Here is an 18,357-nt window from a genome sequence, read left to right on the forward strand (position 1 = left end):
ATTTAAAGTAATCCAAACTTTTGTTTGTAGATCTGAAGCTCTCTATCCGTATTACCGAGAAGCTTCTCTAAAAGTATGATTTTATCCTCATAAAGTCTTTTAACCAACTCTAATCGACTGTCGGTTTTAAGGCTCTGCTCTTTTTCACTTTTGTTGTTTGGATTAAAATATTTCTGGCTTTCAAAATTAATAATATTTTCCACTGGCAAATCTAGAATTAAAGACAGTTTTTGAAGTTTCTCAAAACTTACACTTGTTTTACCTTTCTCAATTTTACTGTAACCAGCTTGTGTTATTCCTAATTGATCTGCCATATATTCCTGAGTATAGTTTTTTAATTCCCTGATACTTTTTATCTTATTACCTATTGACATTCCATGTTTTTTTTAATGATTGATACGGGCTGATACTTTAAAAAAATCAAGAGAAAACTGCTGAATTTTCAATTAATTTTATCTACCTGCAAAATTAAGTTTCAAGAAAAAAAAGTGCAATAACATATGTTAACATTTGTCCCTATTTTAATCGGCATCATACTTAAGACGGCTTAAATGAACGGGACTTATGTTAAGATAAGATGCAATGTAGTGCTGAGGCACGCGCAGGAGTATTTTTGGAAAATTAGCGTTCATACTGTTATATCGCTGTAGAGGTGTCTCCGTATAAAGGGCTTTGATTTTACTGTTCATTAAGAAAAAATAATCCTCTGCGATGAGTCTTCCTAATTTTTCTCCATTGCGAAGATTTTTATAAAGCAGCTGCAGCATTTCAAATGTAATGACAATGACTGTAGTATTTTCAAGAGCCTGAATGTAAAAATCTGCTGAAGTCTCTTTTAAAAAGCTTTGGTAGTCTGTGGCGAAAGTATTTTCTAATGCAAAATGAAATGTTTTTTCATCATCATTGTGGTCCATAAAATAAATGCGAAGCAGGCCCTTTTCAACAAAATATATATTGCGGCAGATTTCTCCTTGGAAAAGAATTATTTCCTTTTTCTTGATCTGCTTGACAGTAAACATATCACTGCACATCTTCCATTCCAGATCATCTATCTCAGTATAATGCAGTATCAGTTTCCTTATGCTTTCAAAATTATTGTTCATTTTCTCGACCTTATTTTTCTCTACGTTATAGCAGTGTTGACAAATATAACGCTAAGAAAAGCTTCCTTATTTTAATCTGATATAAATATGGAAAGGTTGTAAAATTAAAAACTGCTTGTTTCTTTAAGATCCAGTTGAGAAAAGTATTTTACATAAAAAATTAGAATGGCTCGATCAGAAATATTTAATGATACTCTATTGAAATTAGCTTATGAAAAACAAAACTTATGCTGAAAGAAATAAACAAATTTTAAGAGAAAAAAATCCTTACACTAATTTCTCGCTTTTCTGTAAATCTCTCCATACTCTTCAGTCTTATTTCAAAAACAAGTAATAATCGTAAAATTGACATTAGAAATCTACCCACTCGCACTTTTACTGCTTTTGTTTTATTCTGTTTTTAAAACAATATCGAAAAGCCGCTAGTGTATTTTGTAAATAAATCGATTGCGATCAAGATGATCAGAAATAAAACAAAAACTAATAAATACGTAATTACTTGGGCTTTTTTATTGACTTCAAAAGTGGCGGGATTTATAAAATAGTCAGCATAGACAGCCTTAGAAATTTTTAAATGGGGTGAAAATAAAGTAACGCCCTGCAAAAAATGACCAATTAGGTGATATTTGTTTTTCGGGATATAAGTCAGTCCATTTTCAGGTTTAGAAAAATGAATGGGAATTTGTTTGCCTTCTTTAAAACCAAAAATATATCCTTGAGAATATTTTGTTCCAATACTTCTATCAATATCGCTAACATAAGTTTCAGCACTGTGTTCTAGATCCTTATACAAAATACTCTGAACAATGCCATCGTATTGGTGATGATGTAAGCCATTTCTATCTACAGATATAAGGATAACTTTTTTAAGTTTTTGACGCCTATAATTTTTGTAGAAAGCCCAAATTCCCCAAAGCACAATAGGAAAATAAATTAGGTTAAAGATGATCTCATTGGTAGATAATTGACTATTGTGTTCCAGCTGCATACTTAACGGAATTCCAATAAATAAAGCAAGCATTGCGATACATAAAAGTCCAAAAAGCAGATAAACAAATATGGTAGCTGCCAAACTACGTTGAGAAGCTATTTTAGGGAAATTTTCTTTGTTATAAATCATTAAGTGCTTATTAATTCAAATTCGGCATTATCGGTAAGAGATTCAAATTTCTCAAATAACGCATAATAACATTTTGCCGCCTCAGTAAAATTAAAATAGAATACGATATAACAAAAAAAAACATTAAAATATTTTTGTTCCTTTACGTCTTCCTTATTTTGTTTCCATTTTTAATAGATATTTTAGTAGTGTTTTTACGCAAAAATATTACATCGTAAATAACGAAAAATTGATAGTCTTGAATAACAATAAGTTCAAACCACTAAGAATCTTAAAAATAAAAGGAAATCCCAATGAAAAAGAAGTAATAAACTAAAAAAATGGTTTGATTTTTTTTTAAAACAGTACTAAAAAATCAATTTTTAGTACTGTTTTAAATTTAGAACCAAAAGAATTAAATTTTACGTTTTGTTTCGACAATTCCAGTGCTTGCCCCAAAAATATTCGCTTGAGTTGCTGAAATCATGTTATGAGGATAGCCTAGATCAAAATCGCTGAGTGTATTGAGAAGTTCAATTTCTGATTGAGAAAGTGTTACAGCTAATGAATTTAAATTATCTGCAAGCTGTTGTTCATTACGCGGTCCTAAAATTGTAACTGTAGAAAGTCCAGTATTATCATGTTTTTGTCTCAGCCATGCTAACGCAATGTCTAATATTTTAGCTTGTTTTTCATTTGCCATGCTTTCCAGTGCGTTTAAAATTTCTGTTTCCCTGTTTCCTGTTTCGCCTTTTAATAATGCACCGCCCCACGCCTGTTGTCTTGATGGTTCATTTTGAACGTTGGAACGGTACTTCCCAGTAAGGGTTCCACCTGCAAGAGGTGACCAAAAAGCAGCTCCAAGACCCAATGATTCTGCCATAGGAAGTAATTCACGGTCAGCTCCTCTTTCAATAAGATTATATTCTATTTGTATTCCAGCTACTGGAGCCCAGCCTCTAAGGTCGGCCAAAAGTGCTGCATTGGCAATCTTCCACGCTGGGAAATTTGAAAATCCGGTGTACAAAATTTTACCCTGACGCACTAAATCATCCATGGCTCTCATAATCTCTTCAATTGGAGTTTGTCCGTCTGCAATATGAGCCCAATAAATATCCAAATAATCGGTATCTAGTCGTTTTAAGCTTTGTTCCACAGAATGAATAATATTCTTTCTGCTGTTTCCAGTAGTCAGCAGTGTCGAACCTCCTGTTGAGAATTTAGAAGAAAGTATTAAATCATGGCGTTTGTCTTTAATTAGATTTCCTAGAATTTCTTCTGACTGTTCTAGCTGATAACCATCTGCCGTATCAATAAAATTACCTCCCGCTTCAACGTATGTATTAAAAATATTTTTAGAGGTTTCCTCGTCAGAACCATGTCCCCAGCGTGTTCCAAAGTTTCCTGTTCCTAATGCCAGTTCCGAAACTCTAAGTCCGGTTTTCTGTCCAAAAATTTTGTATTTCATAATGTAAGAGTTTAAATTATTTTTGTACTAATTAGTACAAAATTGATTAAAAAAAAGTTTATTCGATTATTTCAAAATTAAATTTTATAAGAGCCGCCAATGAAGCATCATCCATGTTCATTCGTTTGGTAACATTTATTCCATTCCATAAATTAAGCAGATGGCTTCCTATAAGTTCGGCACTTTTAACTGTTTTGATAATGCCTCTATTTTTACTGGTCTGAATAACATCAGTAAATATTTTTTCAAGTTCAAAGAGCTGTCTGGTAATTACCTCTTGGGCATATTGATCTTTCGCAGCCATTTCTACCAAAGCATTTCCCATGAAACAGCCTTTCGCTTTATCTTTATTATTACTGTCTGAGAGTTTCAGAAAAGTAGATTTTAAATATTCAAATGGATTTTCACTTTCGGCAATTTCTTTTCGTAATGTTGAAAGCAAATTACCCGCAAACTGATGCAGTGATTTTTCATAAAGTTCTTTTTTACCTCCTTTAAAAAAAAGGTAGAAACTTCCTTTTCCAATTCCCATAGCTTTTAAAAGTTCTTCGGCAGATGCAGCTTCGTAACCCTTTTCCCAAAAGATTTGAGAGGCTTTCGAAATTACTTCCTGTTCGTCGAATATTTTTGGTCTTCCAGCCATTTTAAATTATTTATAGAGCAAAGATATAATTATGTACCATTCGGTACATAATTAAAAATCACTTTAACAAAAAATTAACTATCACAAAAAACAGCTTTATTTAAATATGCTAAAAACTTAGTAATGGAATTAGTAGTTATCGTTCTCGCGCTACAAGCAGTTTGGGACTAAATCAACGTTATCTTTCGGATTCGCCAAATCTTCCAAATACAAACCAATTTTTCCATTAAGCCAAATGACCAAATTGCTTGTAGCGTGTGTTGGCAGGCGTTTATTTTTCTTTATTGATTTTGAATTTCGTTTTTTGTTCTTGTTCTAAATTCGCCCATTTTTTCAATTTAGCGTCAAGATTTTTCCAACCAAATGTATTTGCAAAAATCCCCAGAGGCATTCCTATTATTGTTCTAATATATTCTTTTGGATTTCTTTTATAATCTTGGTAAAATCCAAAATAGAAATAGACTCCTATAAAAGTTATAATAAAAAAAAGAAAAATAATTTTTGTCATTTAGAAAGAATTTGATTTTATAGTAAAAGCGATTAGAATTCCAACAACATGCATTCCAATCACATAACATTTCCAATTCGGTCTTTTTATCCAAATATAGACATAAATCGGAATTTCAATTATTGCTAATATTAGTGCCAGAATTCCAATAATATCTTGCAGTTCGGAAATTATCATTGTGTAAGGATAAAATATTCTTGCAGGCAAGTATGTCCCGTGTCCGCCACCAGCCAACATTACCGTTATAAAAGTAATAAAATTGTGATTATTATTGTTTTCGTTTTCATGTTTAAATGTATGCCAACTATTCTATAAATAACTCCGCAGCATAACATCAAAAAGATGCCTGCCGCGAAGTCTCTATAATTATCTATCTTATTTATGGAATAATTTGTTCGTTTCTTAACAAAGAAAACAAATCAAAAAAGGAATTTTTAGTGCTTTTATATACCGAAAATCCAAGTTCCCGGCTTTTGGACATATCAGTCATAACCTCTAAAGGGCGTCCAAGATCAAGATCTGTATGCCATGCCGATGCTAACTTATTTAAATCGTTTTCTACCAAATTATGCTGGTTTACAATTTCAGTCCAAATTGGCTGCTTCTTACTTAATAATGTTTCAAGCGGTCTAATTGTATCATTGTAACCTTCAAAATCTATCTCAAACCATTCAGCAATTTTTGGCCATAACCATTTCCATCTAAAAACATCTCCATTGGTAATATTGAAAGCTTCATTATGAGCTTCATTTGTTGTTGCTGCCCAAATGATTTGTTCTGCCAAAATTTTAGCATCCGTAACATCCGATAGTCCGTTCCATTGTGCTTCAGATCCTGGCCAGATCAAAGGAAGACCTTCTTTTTTACAAATACTGGCATAAACTGCCAATGTTGTCCCCATATTCATGGCGTTGCCAATAGTTTTACCAATTACGGTATGTGGTCTGTGTACGTTCCATGTAAATCCATCTCGTAACGCAGCCTTGTAAACTTCATCCTCTTGGGCGTAATAAAAATTAGGCAGATCCAATCTCGGCATTTCTTCTCTTAGTGGTGTTTCTGGCAGTGTTCCTGCTTTTGCATAGGCATCAAACGGACCTAGATAATGCTTTAAACCTGTCACTAAAGAAACATGCTGAACGGTTTTTTTTAAAGATAAAACCTGCAGCAGATTTCGAATCATAGCACTGTTAATCCTGATATTTTCTTCTTCGGTGTCCTTTCGCATCCAAGTAGTAAAAAAAACATGCGTTGGCGAAACATCCTTTAGTGCAGTTTCCAAAGACTTTAGATCGAGCAGATCGGCTGCAATTGGAAGTAATCCTTCAATATCATTTTTTTGATTGCGTGAAAGTCCAAAAACAGTCCATTGTTTTTCTATAAGTTTTAAAGCCAGATTGCTTCCTGTAATTCCTGTTGCGCCTACAACTAAAGCGATATTGCCAGCTGTACTAGATTTTAATTGTTGAGAATCCATATTTTACTATTATTTTCTACAAAATTAAATCTAAACCCATATTCGTAAAGATGATATAAAACAAGAAAACGACTTGATCTAAATCAATTATTTCTCACCAAGATTCACATTCTTTTTAAGACGGCTGAGGGTTTCCGCAGAAAGACCAAGGTAAGATGCCAGTAAATTCTGGGGAACACGTTTTATTAAATCGGGGTTGTTTTTTAAAATGTGCTGGTACTTTTCTTCGGCATTATGAGTATTGGAACTTATTAATCTTCGTTCTTTTGTAATTAAACTATTCTGAAAAAGCAGTCTAAAATAGCGGTCCATAATAGGAATCTGCAAAGTTAAGTTTTCAAAATCTTTACTGGTGATTACTAGAAGATCCGAATCTTCCATGGCATCAATACTGTAAAAAGAAACTTCTCCGCTAAAAAAACTATTCATATCTGAGGTCCACCAGCCTTCAGGCGCAAACTGGTTGATATGTTCATTCCCTTTTTCATCAACATTGTACGCTTTTAAAAGACCTTTCGACACGAATGTCATATAAGTACAATGATGACCTTCGACCACTAAAAATTGTCTTTTCTTTAGCTTTTTAGGCAAAAAGAAAGTCTTTATCAGTTCCTTTTCAGATTCCTTTAGCGGAATCTTTTTTTCAAGATGTTTGAAAAATATATCGTACATATCCAGTATTTCTTTTTAAAAGCGGCAAACAAAGGTACCATATTTTGGTATTTATCTCTTTATCACTGTAAAAAGTTAGACTTTGAAAATTGCCAGCCAAAATCAAAAAAAAATTAACCAAGAAAGAAATAAAGAAATCTTACAGCGCCTCATTACAAATAATCAAACCTTAATAAAAATGGATCTAACAGTATTATTACTTTACTGCAGATCCACTTTGTCTTGTAAGATTAGAGTATCACTATTTAAAAACTTCACAAATTATTATAATACTATATTATAACAATTCATTCAGTATCTCTGTAAGTTCTTCGATACTGGTTGGTTTACTTATATATTTTACTGGTGTATTGTTTCTATCCAGCCAAGGCACCATTACTTCTTCTGGTGGTGTAGAAAGTACAATAACCTCAATATGCTTTAAGCGCTCTACTGCCTGCATGCGCTTTATAAATTCCAGTCCGGTTACCATAGGCATATTATAATCTAAAAATATAATATCTGGCAGTTCCTCTAAAGCCTGTAACTCATCCCACGCTTTCGCAGGATTAAGCATTGTTCTGCACTCGACTTCTCTATTTACAGCATTGACAGCCTCAATGAAAAAAAGAGTATCATCGCTGTCATCATCAATAAGTAGTATATTCTTGTATGGCATATATATATTTTTTTCTCGAGATTCTTTGTTTAGGGCAAATCCTAAAATGCTGTGCGAAAGTATTAAAAATTGATGATAATTACTACTGATAATATATTTATATTCAATTGTCCTTCGTCTCTTCTCTCTTGTTTTGAAAACGTAGAAGGCAGTAATTGCATTATACAAAAAACTCCAAAATTAAATGATTTTGGAGTTTTTTAATTTTTGTTGGTTTTTACCTATTCATAGTTTCCATTAGCCCATTTTTTAGAATGAGCAATCCATCTGTCTAAAGTTATAGTTGAATAGTATTGTAACAGTTATAATTTTTTTACATTATAATCCCAAACTGCTTTTGTAATAGCTGCAATTATTTTTTCAGTGTCTTCCATTTCTTCCGTGATGTTTTTTAGATAAATAGAAAGTATAAAATGTTTCCCATTTGGAAGTTTTACAATTCCTATATCATTCATTGCAACTCGCAGATCTTCATCATTGGTTCCAGAAACTCCTGTTCTATGCGCCAATTCGGTATTTGCAGGAAGTCCAGCTTTCATCCAGGTCTTTCCTCTTGATGTTTCTACCATTAATTGATAGAGATATTTTGTGGTCGCTTTTTTCAGAATTTGTCCTTTGTAAAATTTCTCAAGCAGTTCTGTTGTTGCCAGCGGTGTGGTCGTATTTAAGTAAAGATTTTCCCAAATTGACATTTCTTGTTCATTAACTTTTATCACAAAGTCTGTAATGCCTTGTTTGTTTATAAATTTCTGAACAGTTTGGGTTCCTCCAATAATTCTTAAAAGAATATCACAGCCGTTATTATCACTATGCGAAACAGTATATCTTAATAACTGATCTAAAGTAAAGTCTCTATTCCCATCTGGAAATTCCTCCCTCATTGGGCTCCAGGTATCTGGAAGCAACTCTTCTTTTTTAATGAAAAATTTCTGGTCTAATTTCAAAATTCCGTTATCAACCTGATTTAAAACTGTCAATGCAATGTGAAATTTAAAAACACTCATCATGGGTGCATTTAAAGTGCCATTGATACTCAATGTATCTTTATCTTCAATTCCTTTCATGGAAACTCCTACCGTTGCATTTTTTGAAGCAATTATCTGCTCTATATTTTTTCTAAGATCTGCCGAAGTTTGAGAGAACGTTTGAAGCGAAAAAAAAGAAATACACAACAGAAATAGATTTTTTTTCATATCTAATTTTGTTTTAAAAGCTCACTTTTTCTAATAATTTTTCTAATTTGCTGTTCAAAATAATAAGCAATATCAAAATTTTCATACGCCTGATTCTCCATAACAGTAACGCTTGTATTTGATTTAGGATAATATAGATTGACGGCCGTAAATCCTTCACTTGGATGAAAACCCGTGTGTCCAATTTCTAATACGCTGTCTTTATCATTTATTCGCAATCCGTATCCATAACCAATTGGTTTTTCACTAAAAAGTATATGCGCATTGGTGATCGTATAGCTTGTCATCATTTTATAAGCAGCTGGTTTTAGCAGTTTACCGTTGTGTAAACATTCATTCCATTTTGCCAAATCGGGTGCGGTTACAATTAAATGACTTCCCCAATAATGGTCAGGTGTAAAGCTGATTTTTTCAAACTGCTTTATCGTTCCATCTTTTTTTACTAAGTGTCCCTTCGTCAAAAATTTGCTGCTTGTTTCGCTCGGATAATAGCTGTTATTCATTTTACATTTTTTGAATAAGGCAGTTACTAATTCTTCAAAACTTTTACCACTTTGCTTTTCCAGAACTTGTCCTGCTACATAGTAACCCATATTTGAGTAACTGAAAGCTGTTCCCGGAGCAAATTTTAAAGGTTTGTCTACATCCTCACTGGTTAATCCAGAGGTATTGTTAAGCAGTTGATGAACCGTTACCGTATCTGCCCACGAATATTTAAAATCTGGTAAATATTTACGAATAGGTGTTTGTAAATCAATCGTTCCTTTTTCTACTTGCTGCAAAATAAGTACAGACGTAAATTGTTTTGCGATCGACATGGTAGAGAATTTATCGTCGATTTGCAGCGGCGTTTTTTTATTGAAATCATTAAATCCAGATGCTTTTGCATATTTCAATTTTCCGTTTTGCTGAATGTAAACTACTCCGTTAAAATCTCTTGGACTTTTGGCTTTTAGTAAGCTGTCAATTTTTGCTGCGTAATTATCTTTTTGCTGTGCCCATACGCTGCAGCTTGTAAATACAATGATGATTGCAAGAAATGCAAGTTTGAAAATTTGTTTCATTTATTTTTTCTCTAATAAGATTTAAAATATAGGTTTATAGTAAAAAATTGTTTGGAAATGTGAGATAGTGAAAGGGTCGATGAGAATAATCGTGGACCATAAAATAGTAACCTTCTGTATATTTTTTAAGAATGGAATTTTTAGGCTGGTGAAGAACAATTTTCATTAATTTGTCATTTAGAATTTTGGATAGCTGGTTTAATTACTGTGGTGGCATTTACAGATTTCTCGTAAAGATATGTAAATTTCCTTGTGCGTAATTTCCCGCTAACAAAATAAAATTAACAATTTTATAAATCCACTTTTAAAGGTAGTTCTTGTTGTTTATTTCGATAAATAAATTCGGTTTTCAAGTATTAAAGAAGGCTTTTCTAAATTAGATTATCCCAACAATTTCCTTAAAATAGTTTTCAAGAATGTCCATTTGTTTGCAAACTAATTTTCTTGATTTTCTCCACTCCCCTTTCTCTTATTAGTTCTACTGCATCGAGCATTTTTATTAAATGAATATAAGGCGTCGTCAAGTCAGATTCAGGATCTCCGGCAAAGGGAGACAATGAAAATTCCAGGATTTGACATAGAAATAATTCAAATTCTTTCAGTGTTTTTTCTTCAAATGCTTTTTGAAATACCATAAAAGGATTATCGTATTCTTCCTTCGTCAACGAAGTAAAATGAAATTGGGTTTCCGACTGAATAGACGCTCCAACTTTCCATTTTTTGCTTTTCTTTTTCAGGCAGTAACAAACTTTTACAAAAGAGCTGAAAACAATATAAAAGATAAAACCATTCGAAGGGTTTTCCTGTTCATACACTTTTGTTTTATAGCTGTAAATTACCGCTTCGGTTAAATTTTGTTTATAATAATCAAGATCTGCAAAGTCAAAAACGGCTGTAATTGCCTTAAACGGATTTCCTGTCTCAATCCCCGCCCAAAGGCTAGTTCCGAACGCTGTTTTATTTTTTTTCATTGTAAGTATATTTAAAACTCAACAGCGAAATTCTATTGTTTCAAAAAGATAATCTATTCTAAAAAGCGGATATAATATTCTGACAAAAGAAATGTTTTATGGGATATTTTTTTATCTTTGAAATTCAGGATTTTTAATCCAAATGGCTTTATCTTTGAGCCTTTAGAAAAATTTATATTCATTATGGAACAGAAAATACATCAGGGAAGAAACGTAAAACGCTTCAGAGAAATGCTTGGCATAAAACAAGAAGCATTGGCTTTTGATCTGGGAAATGACTGGAACCAAAAGAAAATTTCTATGCTGGAGCAAAAAGATGTAATTGAAAATGATATTTTGGATCAAATCTCAAATGCATTAAAAATTCCTGTGGAAGCTTTTCAGAATTTTGATGAGGAACAGGCTGTAAATGTGATTGCTAATACATTTAATAACAACGATAGCGCAATTGGTTTTGTGATTAATAATTATAATCCAATTGAAAAGATTATCCAATTACATGAAGAAAAAATTGCTTTGTACGAGCGTATGTTGAAGGAGAAAGATGAAATGATGGTTAGGCTTGAGAAATTAATTGGGAAATAATTATTATAATATATTATTCTATAAAGAGACCTTCGAGTCTCTTTTTTTTGCTTACATTAGTTTGTTCAGGATCAGTTCTTATTCTTCTAGAATTCTTTTAATTTTCCCTCTAAAAGATTGGTTACCACTAGGAGGAATAATTCCATAACCTAGCATAGTCCCATTTCCGAATCTAATTTTGCATTTTTGAAGTTCAAAAATTTCTGTAGCAAATAAATTTTGACGTTTTGAAAGTTTAGCTTCTAAATAATCTTTTAAAGAACCAATTATTAAATCACTGAATTGTAAAAGTGGACTGTGATTACATTTTGCAAACAAAAGTGAATGGAAGAAATTACAATCTGACAATTTCCCACATCTTATTGGAGTTCCTGCAGAAGATTTTCCTTGATGAAATAATCGATAATACGCTTGGACTAAAGGTTGAGGATTACCGTCGGGTGGCCAATCTACAATAACATATGTTTCGTAATCTTTGTTCATAGCATCTATTCCTATACGCATCAAAAGATTTTCAAAAGAATATTTTAGAAATTCTGGTTTAGATTTTTTTGCCAATTTCATATCATCTGAAAAACTTTCAATGATTCCACAAACTATTGTATAATCTAATTCGAGAGAATTTTTAATTATTTCTTTGCGCCAAGAATTTGAGTCAGCAAGCATAGTTTTATATTCATCAAGTCTATTGAATTCTTGAAATTTATCTTTTATTACCGTGTCTTTAAAATTCCATTTCATCGGTAAATTTGGATGTGTATATTTTGATTTAGCATTGCTTATGATTTCAAGCAATCTTGTTTCGTCAGTTTTATTAATTAGAATACCGCCGAAAAGATGAATACGATTCGTTTTATCGGCTTTGTCCGATTTGCAGTATGTATCATCAGCGTAAAATGTCTTCATGTCTATTAAGCGTTTAGAGAATTGTTACTAATGCCATGGCTTTGTGAAGTGTGAGAAACGATTTAACCGAATGGACACATCTAAGATAATATTTACAAATATATACCAATATTAAATCAATGCCTAAATCCCTTTTGCATTCTTATACTAATTTTCTAAAAGATTTATAGTTTTTTCAATTTCCACAATTTTTATTGGAAAAGTTAACATATTCATTTCTCTAACACATTGAATTAATGAATATTTTGCTATATTGGATTGAACTTTTTCAACATTATTTTTTATGTGTGGGATCTTCTTTAATTCTGATTTAAAAGCCATTACAAATTGTATGTTTTTACCGCCTGTCTTGAATTTATTTATAAAGCTATCTTTGTCGATAAGCCGATCAGAATTTACTTGCTTGCTATTATAAGCGTCAACTACCGATGAAATAAAATCTTCACTTCCAGAATTTCTCTCATTCATAAATCTACTTGCAGATATTTGAATTTGGTTACTTAAATCCCTAATTTTTGCATCAAATCCATTCTTAACGTGAATAAAATATATTGTATTATCATCTTCATACATAATATCACATAATTCAATATTTTGACCTATTGCTTTATCTAAAACCCAATAATTATTTTGTAAATGATATTTTCTATTATAAGTATCTTCATCCTCAATTTCGTCCCACTTTTCGGTGATTATTCCCGAATTTAAATAGTTGTTATCTATCATTCTTGAACATATATCATTAATTGTCTTTGTGAAATCATTTTCTACTTTAAACCATTTTGCATCAATTTGAAAAATTGGTCTATTTTCAACATTAATTTCACAAACAATATGATCTATAAACATTGCATGAGTTATAAAATCATTTTTTCGCATTCCATATAAATGCAAACCAGAAATTACTTTTTTAAATTCTATTAAATTGAAATTTTCTAAGCTATCATAAACTAATTTTAGTCCATCATAATATAATTTTTTTCTATTTTGAAAATGATGTCCATTGCGTGTTCCCTTAAATTTAAATATATAAAATTCGGCTTCATAAAATTCTTGAACCTTGGACGGGTGAACAAATTCAATATCTAGTTTTTTTGGACTCTCACCTCTCGCTGGAGAAAATAAATCCATCATATTTTCAAATAATAATAATAAAAGTTGTTCTCTATAAATATTTGAAACAATTCCTTTATCTGTAACCTCTACAAAAGAAGTTAAGTTTTTTTTAGTTTCTGATTTAGAGATTTCATTTATCTTTTTAAAGAGTTGGTGTAATGATTCGAAAGGTATTTTATACTTTATATTAAAATACGAGCCAATCTCAATGGTAGTAATTCGATTGTCAAACTCGATGAAATCAAAAACACTATCTTTAATTTCCTGCTTTAAAACAATGTTTATTTTTGTTGGAATATTTGTAAAATTTAAGATATCAATCAGTTTTAAACCATCTTTAAAAATATCTTTCCTTTTTGTTAGTTTACCTGAAATACCTCTTGTTTCAATTGAAATTACATCTTCATTTAAATCAGTTATAAATTCAAAGAAGTCCAATCCAAATCTATGATTTTGATAACGAATAATAACTCTGCTTCCTCCGCCACCGACAATAGCATAGATATTATTCTCAATGCTTGCAAACATTGCAAATGAAAGTTGTTGAACTTTAAATACTAAGTTGTTTGATAGGCTTTCTGGTATAAACTTTTTCCAAAATGAATCCTTTTCCTCTTCATTATAAACATAAGTAAAATAATCAACTCCATCAATTAATATTGGAACAATATCTTTATTATAATTGTCAAGATCTTTAACTTTTATTCGATGTTCGTTAATAATGTAATTAATAATCTGATTATTGTTCGTAAGATTATGCTTTTTAAATTCATAAAATGATTTATCAATTTGAAAAATCTTTATTTCATATTCAGCATTTTCTGAGTTATTATTTATGTTCATATAATGAAATTTTAGTTGTTTATACACAAATAAAATTAATAAAAACATAATTTTATTACGGAAAACCTTAACAAAGAAATAATTTAAAAAATAATTTGCAATACGTATTTATACTGGTTCTTGATTTTGGCAAGTTTTATATATTAGGTAGATTTTTCAAAAGTTAACCCCGCTCCCCAAAGAGTTCTTATGAAAAGCTGTGCGAATGTCTCCTGAATTCGCACCCGCATAGAGAATAAACAAAGGGAAGTTTGTAAAAGTAATAGCATCACATTATAGAATGTTGGAACGGGTAAGAAGTCGGGAGACTTCGCACAGCAGTGGTTGCAAAAAATAAGAAAAGCTTTCCTCAACTCCATCATCCCAACTATTTCCCCTCAACAAATCAACAACAACCGATACTCCCCTTCCTTTTCTATTGGCGCCCTATGAATACAAGGCTGTACTTGTTGTTTTGGATGATCTACAGCCAGTCGCCAAAGATGTCCTAATCCTAAATTAATTGGTTCAGCATCTGCAAGTAATTGATAATGCAGATCAAAATAATTTTCCTTTAAGAAATCTTCAAATTCATCAGCTGGTCCGTCATGAAGTTCTTTCAGCTTTGCTCGAATTTCTGGAATTAGGATTTTTTGTTCTGCCTGCGAATTAGAAACAATATCGCTTGCCGCGCCGTGATAGGTGCATAAAAAAGTATCTGTTGCAATGGGCGAACGATCTACATGAAACGAATACACATCTGTCGATATGAAATCAAATTCATCATCACGCTCGTAACACTTCAGTAAATTAAGCGAGGGCGAAGCACCAAAATCGGTCAATAATTTTAAATCATTTAAAATTATTTCCCTTGCCGTACTCCCCTTTTCAGATAGTTGCAGGGCGAGCAGATCTTCTGGATAAACTTCGGTTATATTTTCTTTTAAACGAAGCTGTTTTACAATCTCGTTAAAATCGCCATCCAAATTTCTGTGCCAGCAAAGCGCATTCATTTCTCCTTTAAAACTGGTCTGCACAAGCTCAGAGAAAGTAGATACGATTCCAATTTGGCTATTTTCAGAAAATGTATTGCTCATAATATAATATATGAAGCTATTTACTTCATGCATTACAAAAATATATAATAGTAGTCAGTTTCGTGTTTTATCAGTTTAATTTTTTGCAGGGATATTTTAACTGCTATTATTTAATATGTTGAATCTGTTAATTAGAATAGTTTTCAAAAATTTTCAAAATTATACCCAAGTTATTCTTATATAATTTTCTTGAAAAAAGAAGTCAATACAATCGTACCGTTGGTGCCTGGCTCTGCGAACTGAAGCAGACTGATACCCTATTAATACGCCGTCAAATTTCAATTTACAGTATTAATCCTTTATTTTAAAATAGAAAAAATATTCAAAGTATATTCTTTCCGGTACACATTCTCTTCCCTTATACCTCGTTATTCCGTTTTTTCTTAGTTTTTAACCAAATTTATGCTGGTAAAAATATAAGTTTAGTATTACATATTAAATATTCGGATTAATTTTCTAAAATTAACTTTTAATATGTAATCGGTAAAACATTTTGATAATGACGCGCTAACTTTAAACAATCACAATAGAAAAATCTTACTTAATTTAATGATTTTCAGGAGTTTTAAAGTCCTCATTTTAAATTTTGCGATCTCTTCCAATACTTTTTTCTTGTTTAGACCAATAAATTCAACAATTAAAAAGTGTTAAAATTACATTTAATAGAATTTTTAACTTTTTTGATTATAAATAAATTCTTAATTTAAGCTAATAATTAATCGACCAACGGTATAAAATATCGACGTAAAGCAAGAAATTGAATATACATTTAATACATCATATTTTGGTTTGCCTTTAGATTCAAAATAAAAACTGAATTTATTGAAAAATGAGAATTTAGTAAAGTCGGCGAGAAATTATATAAAAGCAGTGGTGGTGGTTATTGTACTTTTAACTTGTTCCCCCGAAAAATAAGGCGGTACACAATTTTACAAACTTAAAGCGAATTATATGACATTAAAAAACTACTTATAACCTCCGGATAAAATTACATTTTATATGTTTTTCAATTATAAAAATAATAATGATATTCTTATAAAACAAAATAATTGATCGGCTAAAAGCAAAAAAAATCGGTGTAAGACTAAAATTTAAAATATACTAAACATCATTTTTTTCTGATCAAAATCAACTAATAATAAATTATAAACCTAAAATTCATCATTAAGGAAAAAAAACTACTCTTTACTTTATCGGTATTTTTAGTTTCAGGATACTAATCTGTGTCCGTCTTTTCGCTTGATGATATTTAAAAAAAATTGAGTAACAGGGTATCAGCGTACCTCTCTATTAATATTTAAATTATCATATTATGAAAAAAATTCTACTTTCATCTTTATTGCTTTTTCCAATTCATGCAGTTGTTCAAGCAAACACTATTTCTACTTATTGCGCTGATAATACGAGAGCCATTGCCTTTCGAAACATTGAGGTTGACTCCTTAGCAAAACCTACTAGTACTTTTGAAATAGAGAGACACAGGGTGTGGCTTAATTTAACCAATACTAATGGTGTTTTTAAACAGATTTTGATCGCCTATGTAACGGGAGCTACCAACGGATGGGATCAAAACTATGATGCTGTTACCATGGATGCATATAAGCCTGCTGATTTTTACAGTATTAATGAACGTAAAAGACTGGTTATTCAAGGACGTGCCCTGCCATTTGATCCGTATGATGCAGTTCCTCTAGGCTATAGAACCAGCACATCAGGAGATATGACTATAGCTATTGATCACGCTGATGGCGACTTAATAAACCAAAATATTTATTTACATGATAAAGAAACCGGCGCTATTCATAATTTAAAAAACGGCGGTTATACCTTCTCTACTATGATTGGTGTTTTTGCAGATCGTTTTGTTATCACTTACAGTGCTGATGGTAAACTAGGAGTAGATGATTTTAAAAATATTAAACAGAATCTTATCGTTTCATCAAAGGATAAAACAATTAGATTAAAATCTGACCAAGCTGCTTTAAAAGAAGTTTCTGTTTTCGACATCACTGGAAAATTACTTTTCAGCAGCCAAAAAATAGGAACATCCGAATTGGAAATTTCAAGCATTCAATCGGGAGCCCAAATTTTATTGGTTAGAACGACATTGGACAATGGAAGTACAATTACCAAGAAAGTGATCTTCTAGTTTAATAAATAAAAAAAACTTTAGGCCGTGCGAATATCGTCAAGAATTCGCCGGCCTTTTTTTATGGTTTAAAATTGCTATTAAACCAACTATAAATAGCAGGAAATGAAAATTTGACAAACTCAAGTGTTGAATTATATAAAATCAGCTGTGCAGGTTATTGTATTTTTAATTTATCCAATTGAAAAGGGATTAAAATATGAAACTTGGTTATTTATAAACTTAAATTGAATTACTATGACATTCCAAAACTACTTTTATGCCTCTGGCGAATTTTCAGATAATATGACCTCTTACGAAGAACAACTTTTGTTAAATTATGAAGATTACCGTGAAGCTGGCTACACAGCATCTTTATCGAGCAGTCATTACAATTTGGAACTTGGAGATCGTAATGATGAAATTGAAGATAATTTTGATTCAGAATTTGATTGGGATGACGAAAATTTAAATGATAAGCTGCAGGGAGAATACGATAAAAATGAAGAGCACCCAGGCACTTTTCAAATGAAAAACTAAATAATGAGATAGTACAAATTTGCATTTAATTGTAATTTTTAATAAGCAAACTAAAACAATAAACACCATGGATATCAATTTTAAAAAAGGACAGGAAGTACGTCAGGAATTTGGCGGGCCTGTTATGAAAGTAATCGATTTTGAGCCGGAACTAATTGAAAACGTCATCACCCAATGGGAAGACGAAGAAGGAACTATCATAACCGGAAAATTCATGGATTCGGTTTTGGTTCCTGCAGAAGATCAATAGAAATTCAGCTTGTCACAAATAGATAATACTCAAACAAAAAATCAACTAATTATCGGA

19 protein-coding genes are annotated in these 18,357 nt (G+C 31.4%); 4 read left to right on the plus strand and 15 right to left on the minus strand.

The window, feature by feature from the left end:
* Positions 1-2 precede the first annotated feature (2 nt).
* The 12 genes from BSF42_RS01535 to BSF42_RS01595 form a co-directional block, all read right to left on the minus strand.
* A complete protein-coding gene (locus BSF42_RS01535; protein WP_095951356.1) occupies positions 3-374 on the minus strand; it encodes a helix-turn-helix domain-containing protein in 372 nt (123 codons plus the stop codon).
* A 147-nt stretch (positions 375-521) separates the two neighbouring features.
* On the minus strand, positions 522-1,103 hold the full coding sequence (locus BSF42_RS01540) for a Crp/Fnr family transcriptional regulator (protein WP_095951357.1): 582 nt from the start codon (positions 1,101-1,103) through the stop codon (positions 522-524).
* A 400-nt stretch (positions 1,104-1,503) separates the two neighbouring features.
* Entirely contained in the window at positions 1,504-2,223 is a 720-nt protein-coding gene (locus tag BSF42_RS01545; RefSeq protein ID WP_095951358.1) for a hypothetical protein, read from the minus strand.
* A 394-nt stretch (positions 2,224-2,617) separates the two neighbouring features.
* Entirely contained in the window at positions 2,618-3,670 is a 1,053-nt protein-coding gene (locus tag BSF42_RS01550; RefSeq protein WP_095951359.1) for an aldo/keto reductase, read from the minus strand.
* 58 nt (positions 3,671-3,728) lie between these two features.
* Positions 3,729-4,313: a TetR/AcrR family transcriptional regulator gene (locus BSF42_RS01555; RefSeq protein ID WP_095951360.1), complete on the minus strand. Its 585-nt coding sequence runs from the start codon at positions 4,311-4,313 to the stop codon at positions 3,729-3,731.
* A gap of 271 nt (positions 4,314-4,584) precedes the next feature.
* Positions 4,585-4,821 carry a hypothetical protein gene (locus tag BSF42_RS01560; protein WP_095951361.1) on the minus strand — a complete coding sequence of 79 codons (237 nt, stop codon included), beginning with the start codon at positions 4,819-4,821 and terminating at the stop codon, positions 4,585-4,587.
* A gap of 379 nt (positions 4,822-5,200) precedes the next feature.
* Positions 5,201-6,298: an SDR family oxidoreductase gene (locus BSF42_RS01570; protein WP_095951363.1), complete on the minus strand. Its 1,098-nt coding sequence runs from the start codon at positions 6,296-6,298 to the stop codon at positions 5,201-5,203.
* Positions 6,299-6,385: 87 nt separating this feature from the next.
* Complete coding sequence (locus tag BSF42_RS01575; RefSeq protein WP_095951364.1) at positions 6,386-6,970, minus strand: Crp/Fnr family transcriptional regulator; 585 nt, start codon at positions 6,968-6,970, stop codon at positions 6,386-6,388.
* A gap of 277 nt (positions 6,971-7,247) precedes the next feature.
* Positions 7,248-7,628, minus strand: coding sequence for a response regulator (locus BSF42_RS01580; RefSeq protein WP_095951365.1), 381 nt, complete (start codon positions 7,626-7,628; stop codon positions 7,248-7,250).
* Between the two features lie 302 nt (positions 7,629-7,930).
* Positions 7,931-8,821 carry a class A beta-lactamase, subclass A2 gene (gene bla / locus BSF42_RS01585; protein ID WP_095951366.1) on the minus strand — a complete coding sequence of 297 codons (891 nt, stop codon included), beginning with the start codon at positions 8,819-8,821 and terminating at the stop codon, positions 7,931-7,933.
* A 2-nt stretch (positions 8,822-8,823) separates the two neighbouring features.
* Complete coding sequence (locus BSF42_RS01590; RefSeq protein ID WP_095951367.1) at positions 8,824-9,885, minus strand: serine hydrolase; 1,062 nt, start codon at positions 9,883-9,885, stop codon at positions 8,824-8,826.
* A gap of 410 nt (positions 9,886-10,295) precedes the next feature.
* Positions 10,296-10,856 carry a hypothetical protein gene (locus BSF42_RS01595; protein WP_095951368.1) on the minus strand — a complete coding sequence of 187 codons (561 nt, stop codon included), beginning with the start codon at positions 10,854-10,856 and terminating at the stop codon, positions 10,296-10,298.
* A 183-nt stretch (positions 10,857-11,039) separates the two neighbouring features.
* Between BSF42_RS01595 and BSF42_RS01600 the strand changes: the two genes are divergently transcribed.
* Positions 11,040-11,441 (plus strand): helix-turn-helix transcriptional regulator, encoded by a 402-nt coding sequence (locus BSF42_RS01600; RefSeq protein WP_095951369.1) that lies wholly within the window; start codon positions 11,040-11,042, stop codon positions 11,439-11,441.
* A gap of 78 nt (positions 11,442-11,519) precedes the next feature.
* On the opposite strand, the gene BSF42_RS01605 is transcribed toward BSF42_RS01600, so the two are convergent.
* The 3 genes from BSF42_RS01605 to BSF42_RS01615 form a co-directional block, all read right to left on the minus strand.
* A complete protein-coding gene (locus BSF42_RS01605; protein WP_095951370.1) occupies positions 11,520-12,347 on the minus strand; it encodes a DUF3800 domain-containing protein in 828 nt (275 codons plus the stop codon).
* Positions 12,348-12,494: 147 nt separating this feature from the next.
* Complete coding sequence (locus BSF42_RS01610; protein ID WP_141248422.1) at positions 12,495-14,306, minus strand: DUF6119 family protein; 1,812 nt, start codon at positions 14,304-14,306, stop codon at positions 12,495-12,497.
* A 377-nt stretch (positions 14,307-14,683) separates the two neighbouring features.
* On the minus strand, positions 14,684-15,382 hold the full coding sequence (locus BSF42_RS01615; RefSeq protein ID WP_095951372.1) for a DUF1826 domain-containing protein: 699 nt from the start codon (positions 15,380-15,382) through the stop codon (positions 14,684-14,686).
* A gap of 1,312 nt (positions 15,383-16,694) precedes the next feature.
* Here BSF42_RS01615 and BSF42_RS01620 point away from each other — a divergent pair.
* The 3 genes from BSF42_RS01620 to BSF42_RS01630 all read left to right on the plus strand — a co-directional run bounded on the left by BSF42_RS01620 (position 16,695) and on the right by BSF42_RS01630 (position 18,300).
* Positions 16,695-17,531 (plus strand): T9SS sorting signal type C domain-containing protein, encoded by an 837-nt coding sequence (locus BSF42_RS01620; protein WP_095951373.1) that lies wholly within the window; start codon positions 16,695-16,697, stop codon positions 17,529-17,531.
* Between the two features lie 237 nt (positions 17,532-17,768).
* A complete protein-coding gene (locus BSF42_RS01625) occupies positions 17,769-18,050 on the plus strand; it encodes a hypothetical protein (protein ID WP_095951374.1) in 282 nt (93 codons plus the stop codon).
* Between the two features lie 67 nt (positions 18,051-18,117).
* On the plus strand, positions 18,118-18,300 hold the full coding sequence (locus BSF42_RS01630; protein WP_095951375.1) for a hypothetical protein: 183 nt from the start codon (positions 18,118-18,120) through the stop codon (positions 18,298-18,300).
* The last annotated feature ends 57 nt before the right edge of the window (positions 18,301-18,357 follow it).

It is taken from the genome of Flavobacterium sp. ACN6 (genome assembly GCF_002304005.1).
In the GTDB taxonomy this organism is placed as follows: Bacteria; Bacteroidota; Bacteroidia; order Flavobacteriales; family Flavobacteriaceae; genus Flavobacterium.

What these genes read in the sequence shown, in the direction of transcription:
- BSF42_RS01560 (WP_095951361.1), bottom strand. Translation starts at nt 4,821, where the DNA reads ATGACAAAAATTATTTTTCTTTTTTTTATTATAACTTTTATAGGAGTC.
- BSF42_RS01570 (WP_095951363.1), bottom strand. Translation starts at nt 6,298, where the DNA reads ATGGATTCTCAACAATTAAAATCTAGTACAGCTGGCAATATCGCTTTA.
- BSF42_RS01605 (WP_095951370.1), bottom strand. Translation starts at nt 12,347, where the DNA reads ATGAAGACATTTTACGCTGATGATACATACTGCAAATCGGACAAAGCC.
- BSF42_RS01540 (WP_095951357.1), bottom strand. Translation starts at nt 1,103, where the DNA reads ATGAACAATAATTTTGAAAGCATAAGGAAACTGATACTGCATTATACT.
- BSF42_RS01625 (WP_095951374.1), top strand. Translation starts at nt 17,769, where the DNA reads ATGACATTCCAAAACTACTTTTATGCCTCTGGCGAATTTTCAGATAAT.
- BSF42_RS01545 (WP_095951358.1), bottom strand. Translation starts at nt 2,223, where the DNA reads ATGATTTATAACAAAGAAAATTTCCCTAAAATAGCTTCTCAACGTAGT.
- BSF42_RS01550 (WP_095951359.1), bottom strand. Translation starts at nt 3,670, where the DNA reads ATGAAATACAAAATTTTTGGACAGAAAACCGGACTTAGAGTTTCGGAA.
- BSF42_RS01535 (WP_095951356.1), bottom strand. Translation starts at nt 374, where the DNA reads ATGTCAATAGGTAATAAGATAAAAAGTATCAGGGAATTAAAAAACTAT.
- bla (WP_095951366.1), bottom strand. Translation starts at nt 8,821, where the DNA reads ATGAAAAAAAATCTATTTCTGTTGTGTATTTCTTTTTTTTCGCTTCAA.
- BSF42_RS01575 (WP_095951364.1), bottom strand. Translation starts at nt 6,970, where the DNA reads ATGTACGATATATTTTTCAAACATCTTGAAAAAAAGATTCCGCTAAAG.
- BSF42_RS01595 (WP_095951368.1), bottom strand. Translation starts at nt 10,856, where the DNA reads ATGAAAAAAAATAAAACAGCGTTCGGAACTAGCCTTTGGGCGGGGATT.
- BSF42_RS01610 (WP_141248422.1), bottom strand. Translation starts at nt 14,306, where the DNA reads ATGAACATAAATAATAACTCAGAAAATGCTGAATATGAAATAAAGATT.
- BSF42_RS01620 (WP_095951373.1), top strand. Translation starts at nt 16,695, where the DNA reads ATGAAAAAAATTCTACTTTCATCTTTATTGCTTTTTCCAATTCATGCA.
- BSF42_RS01590 (WP_095951367.1), bottom strand. Translation starts at nt 9,885, where the DNA reads ATGAAACAAATTTTCAAACTTGCATTTCTTGCAATCATCATTGTATTT.
- BSF42_RS01555 (WP_095951360.1), bottom strand. Translation starts at nt 4,313, where the DNA reads ATGGCTGGAAGACCAAAAATATTCGACGAACAGGAAGTAATTTCGAAA.
- BSF42_RS01630 (WP_095951375.1), top strand. Translation starts at nt 18,118, where the DNA reads ATGGATATCAATTTTAAAAAAGGACAGGAAGTACGTCAGGAATTTGGC.
- BSF42_RS01600 (WP_095951369.1), top strand. Translation starts at nt 11,040, where the DNA reads ATGGAACAGAAAATACATCAGGGAAGAAACGTAAAACGCTTCAGAGAA.
- BSF42_RS01580 (WP_095951365.1), bottom strand. Translation starts at nt 7,628, where the DNA reads ATGCCATACAAGAATATACTACTTATTGATGATGACAGCGATGATACT.
- BSF42_RS01615 (WP_095951372.1), bottom strand. Translation starts at nt 15,382, where the DNA reads ATGAGCAATACATTTTCTGAAAATAGCCAAATTGGAATCGTATCTACT.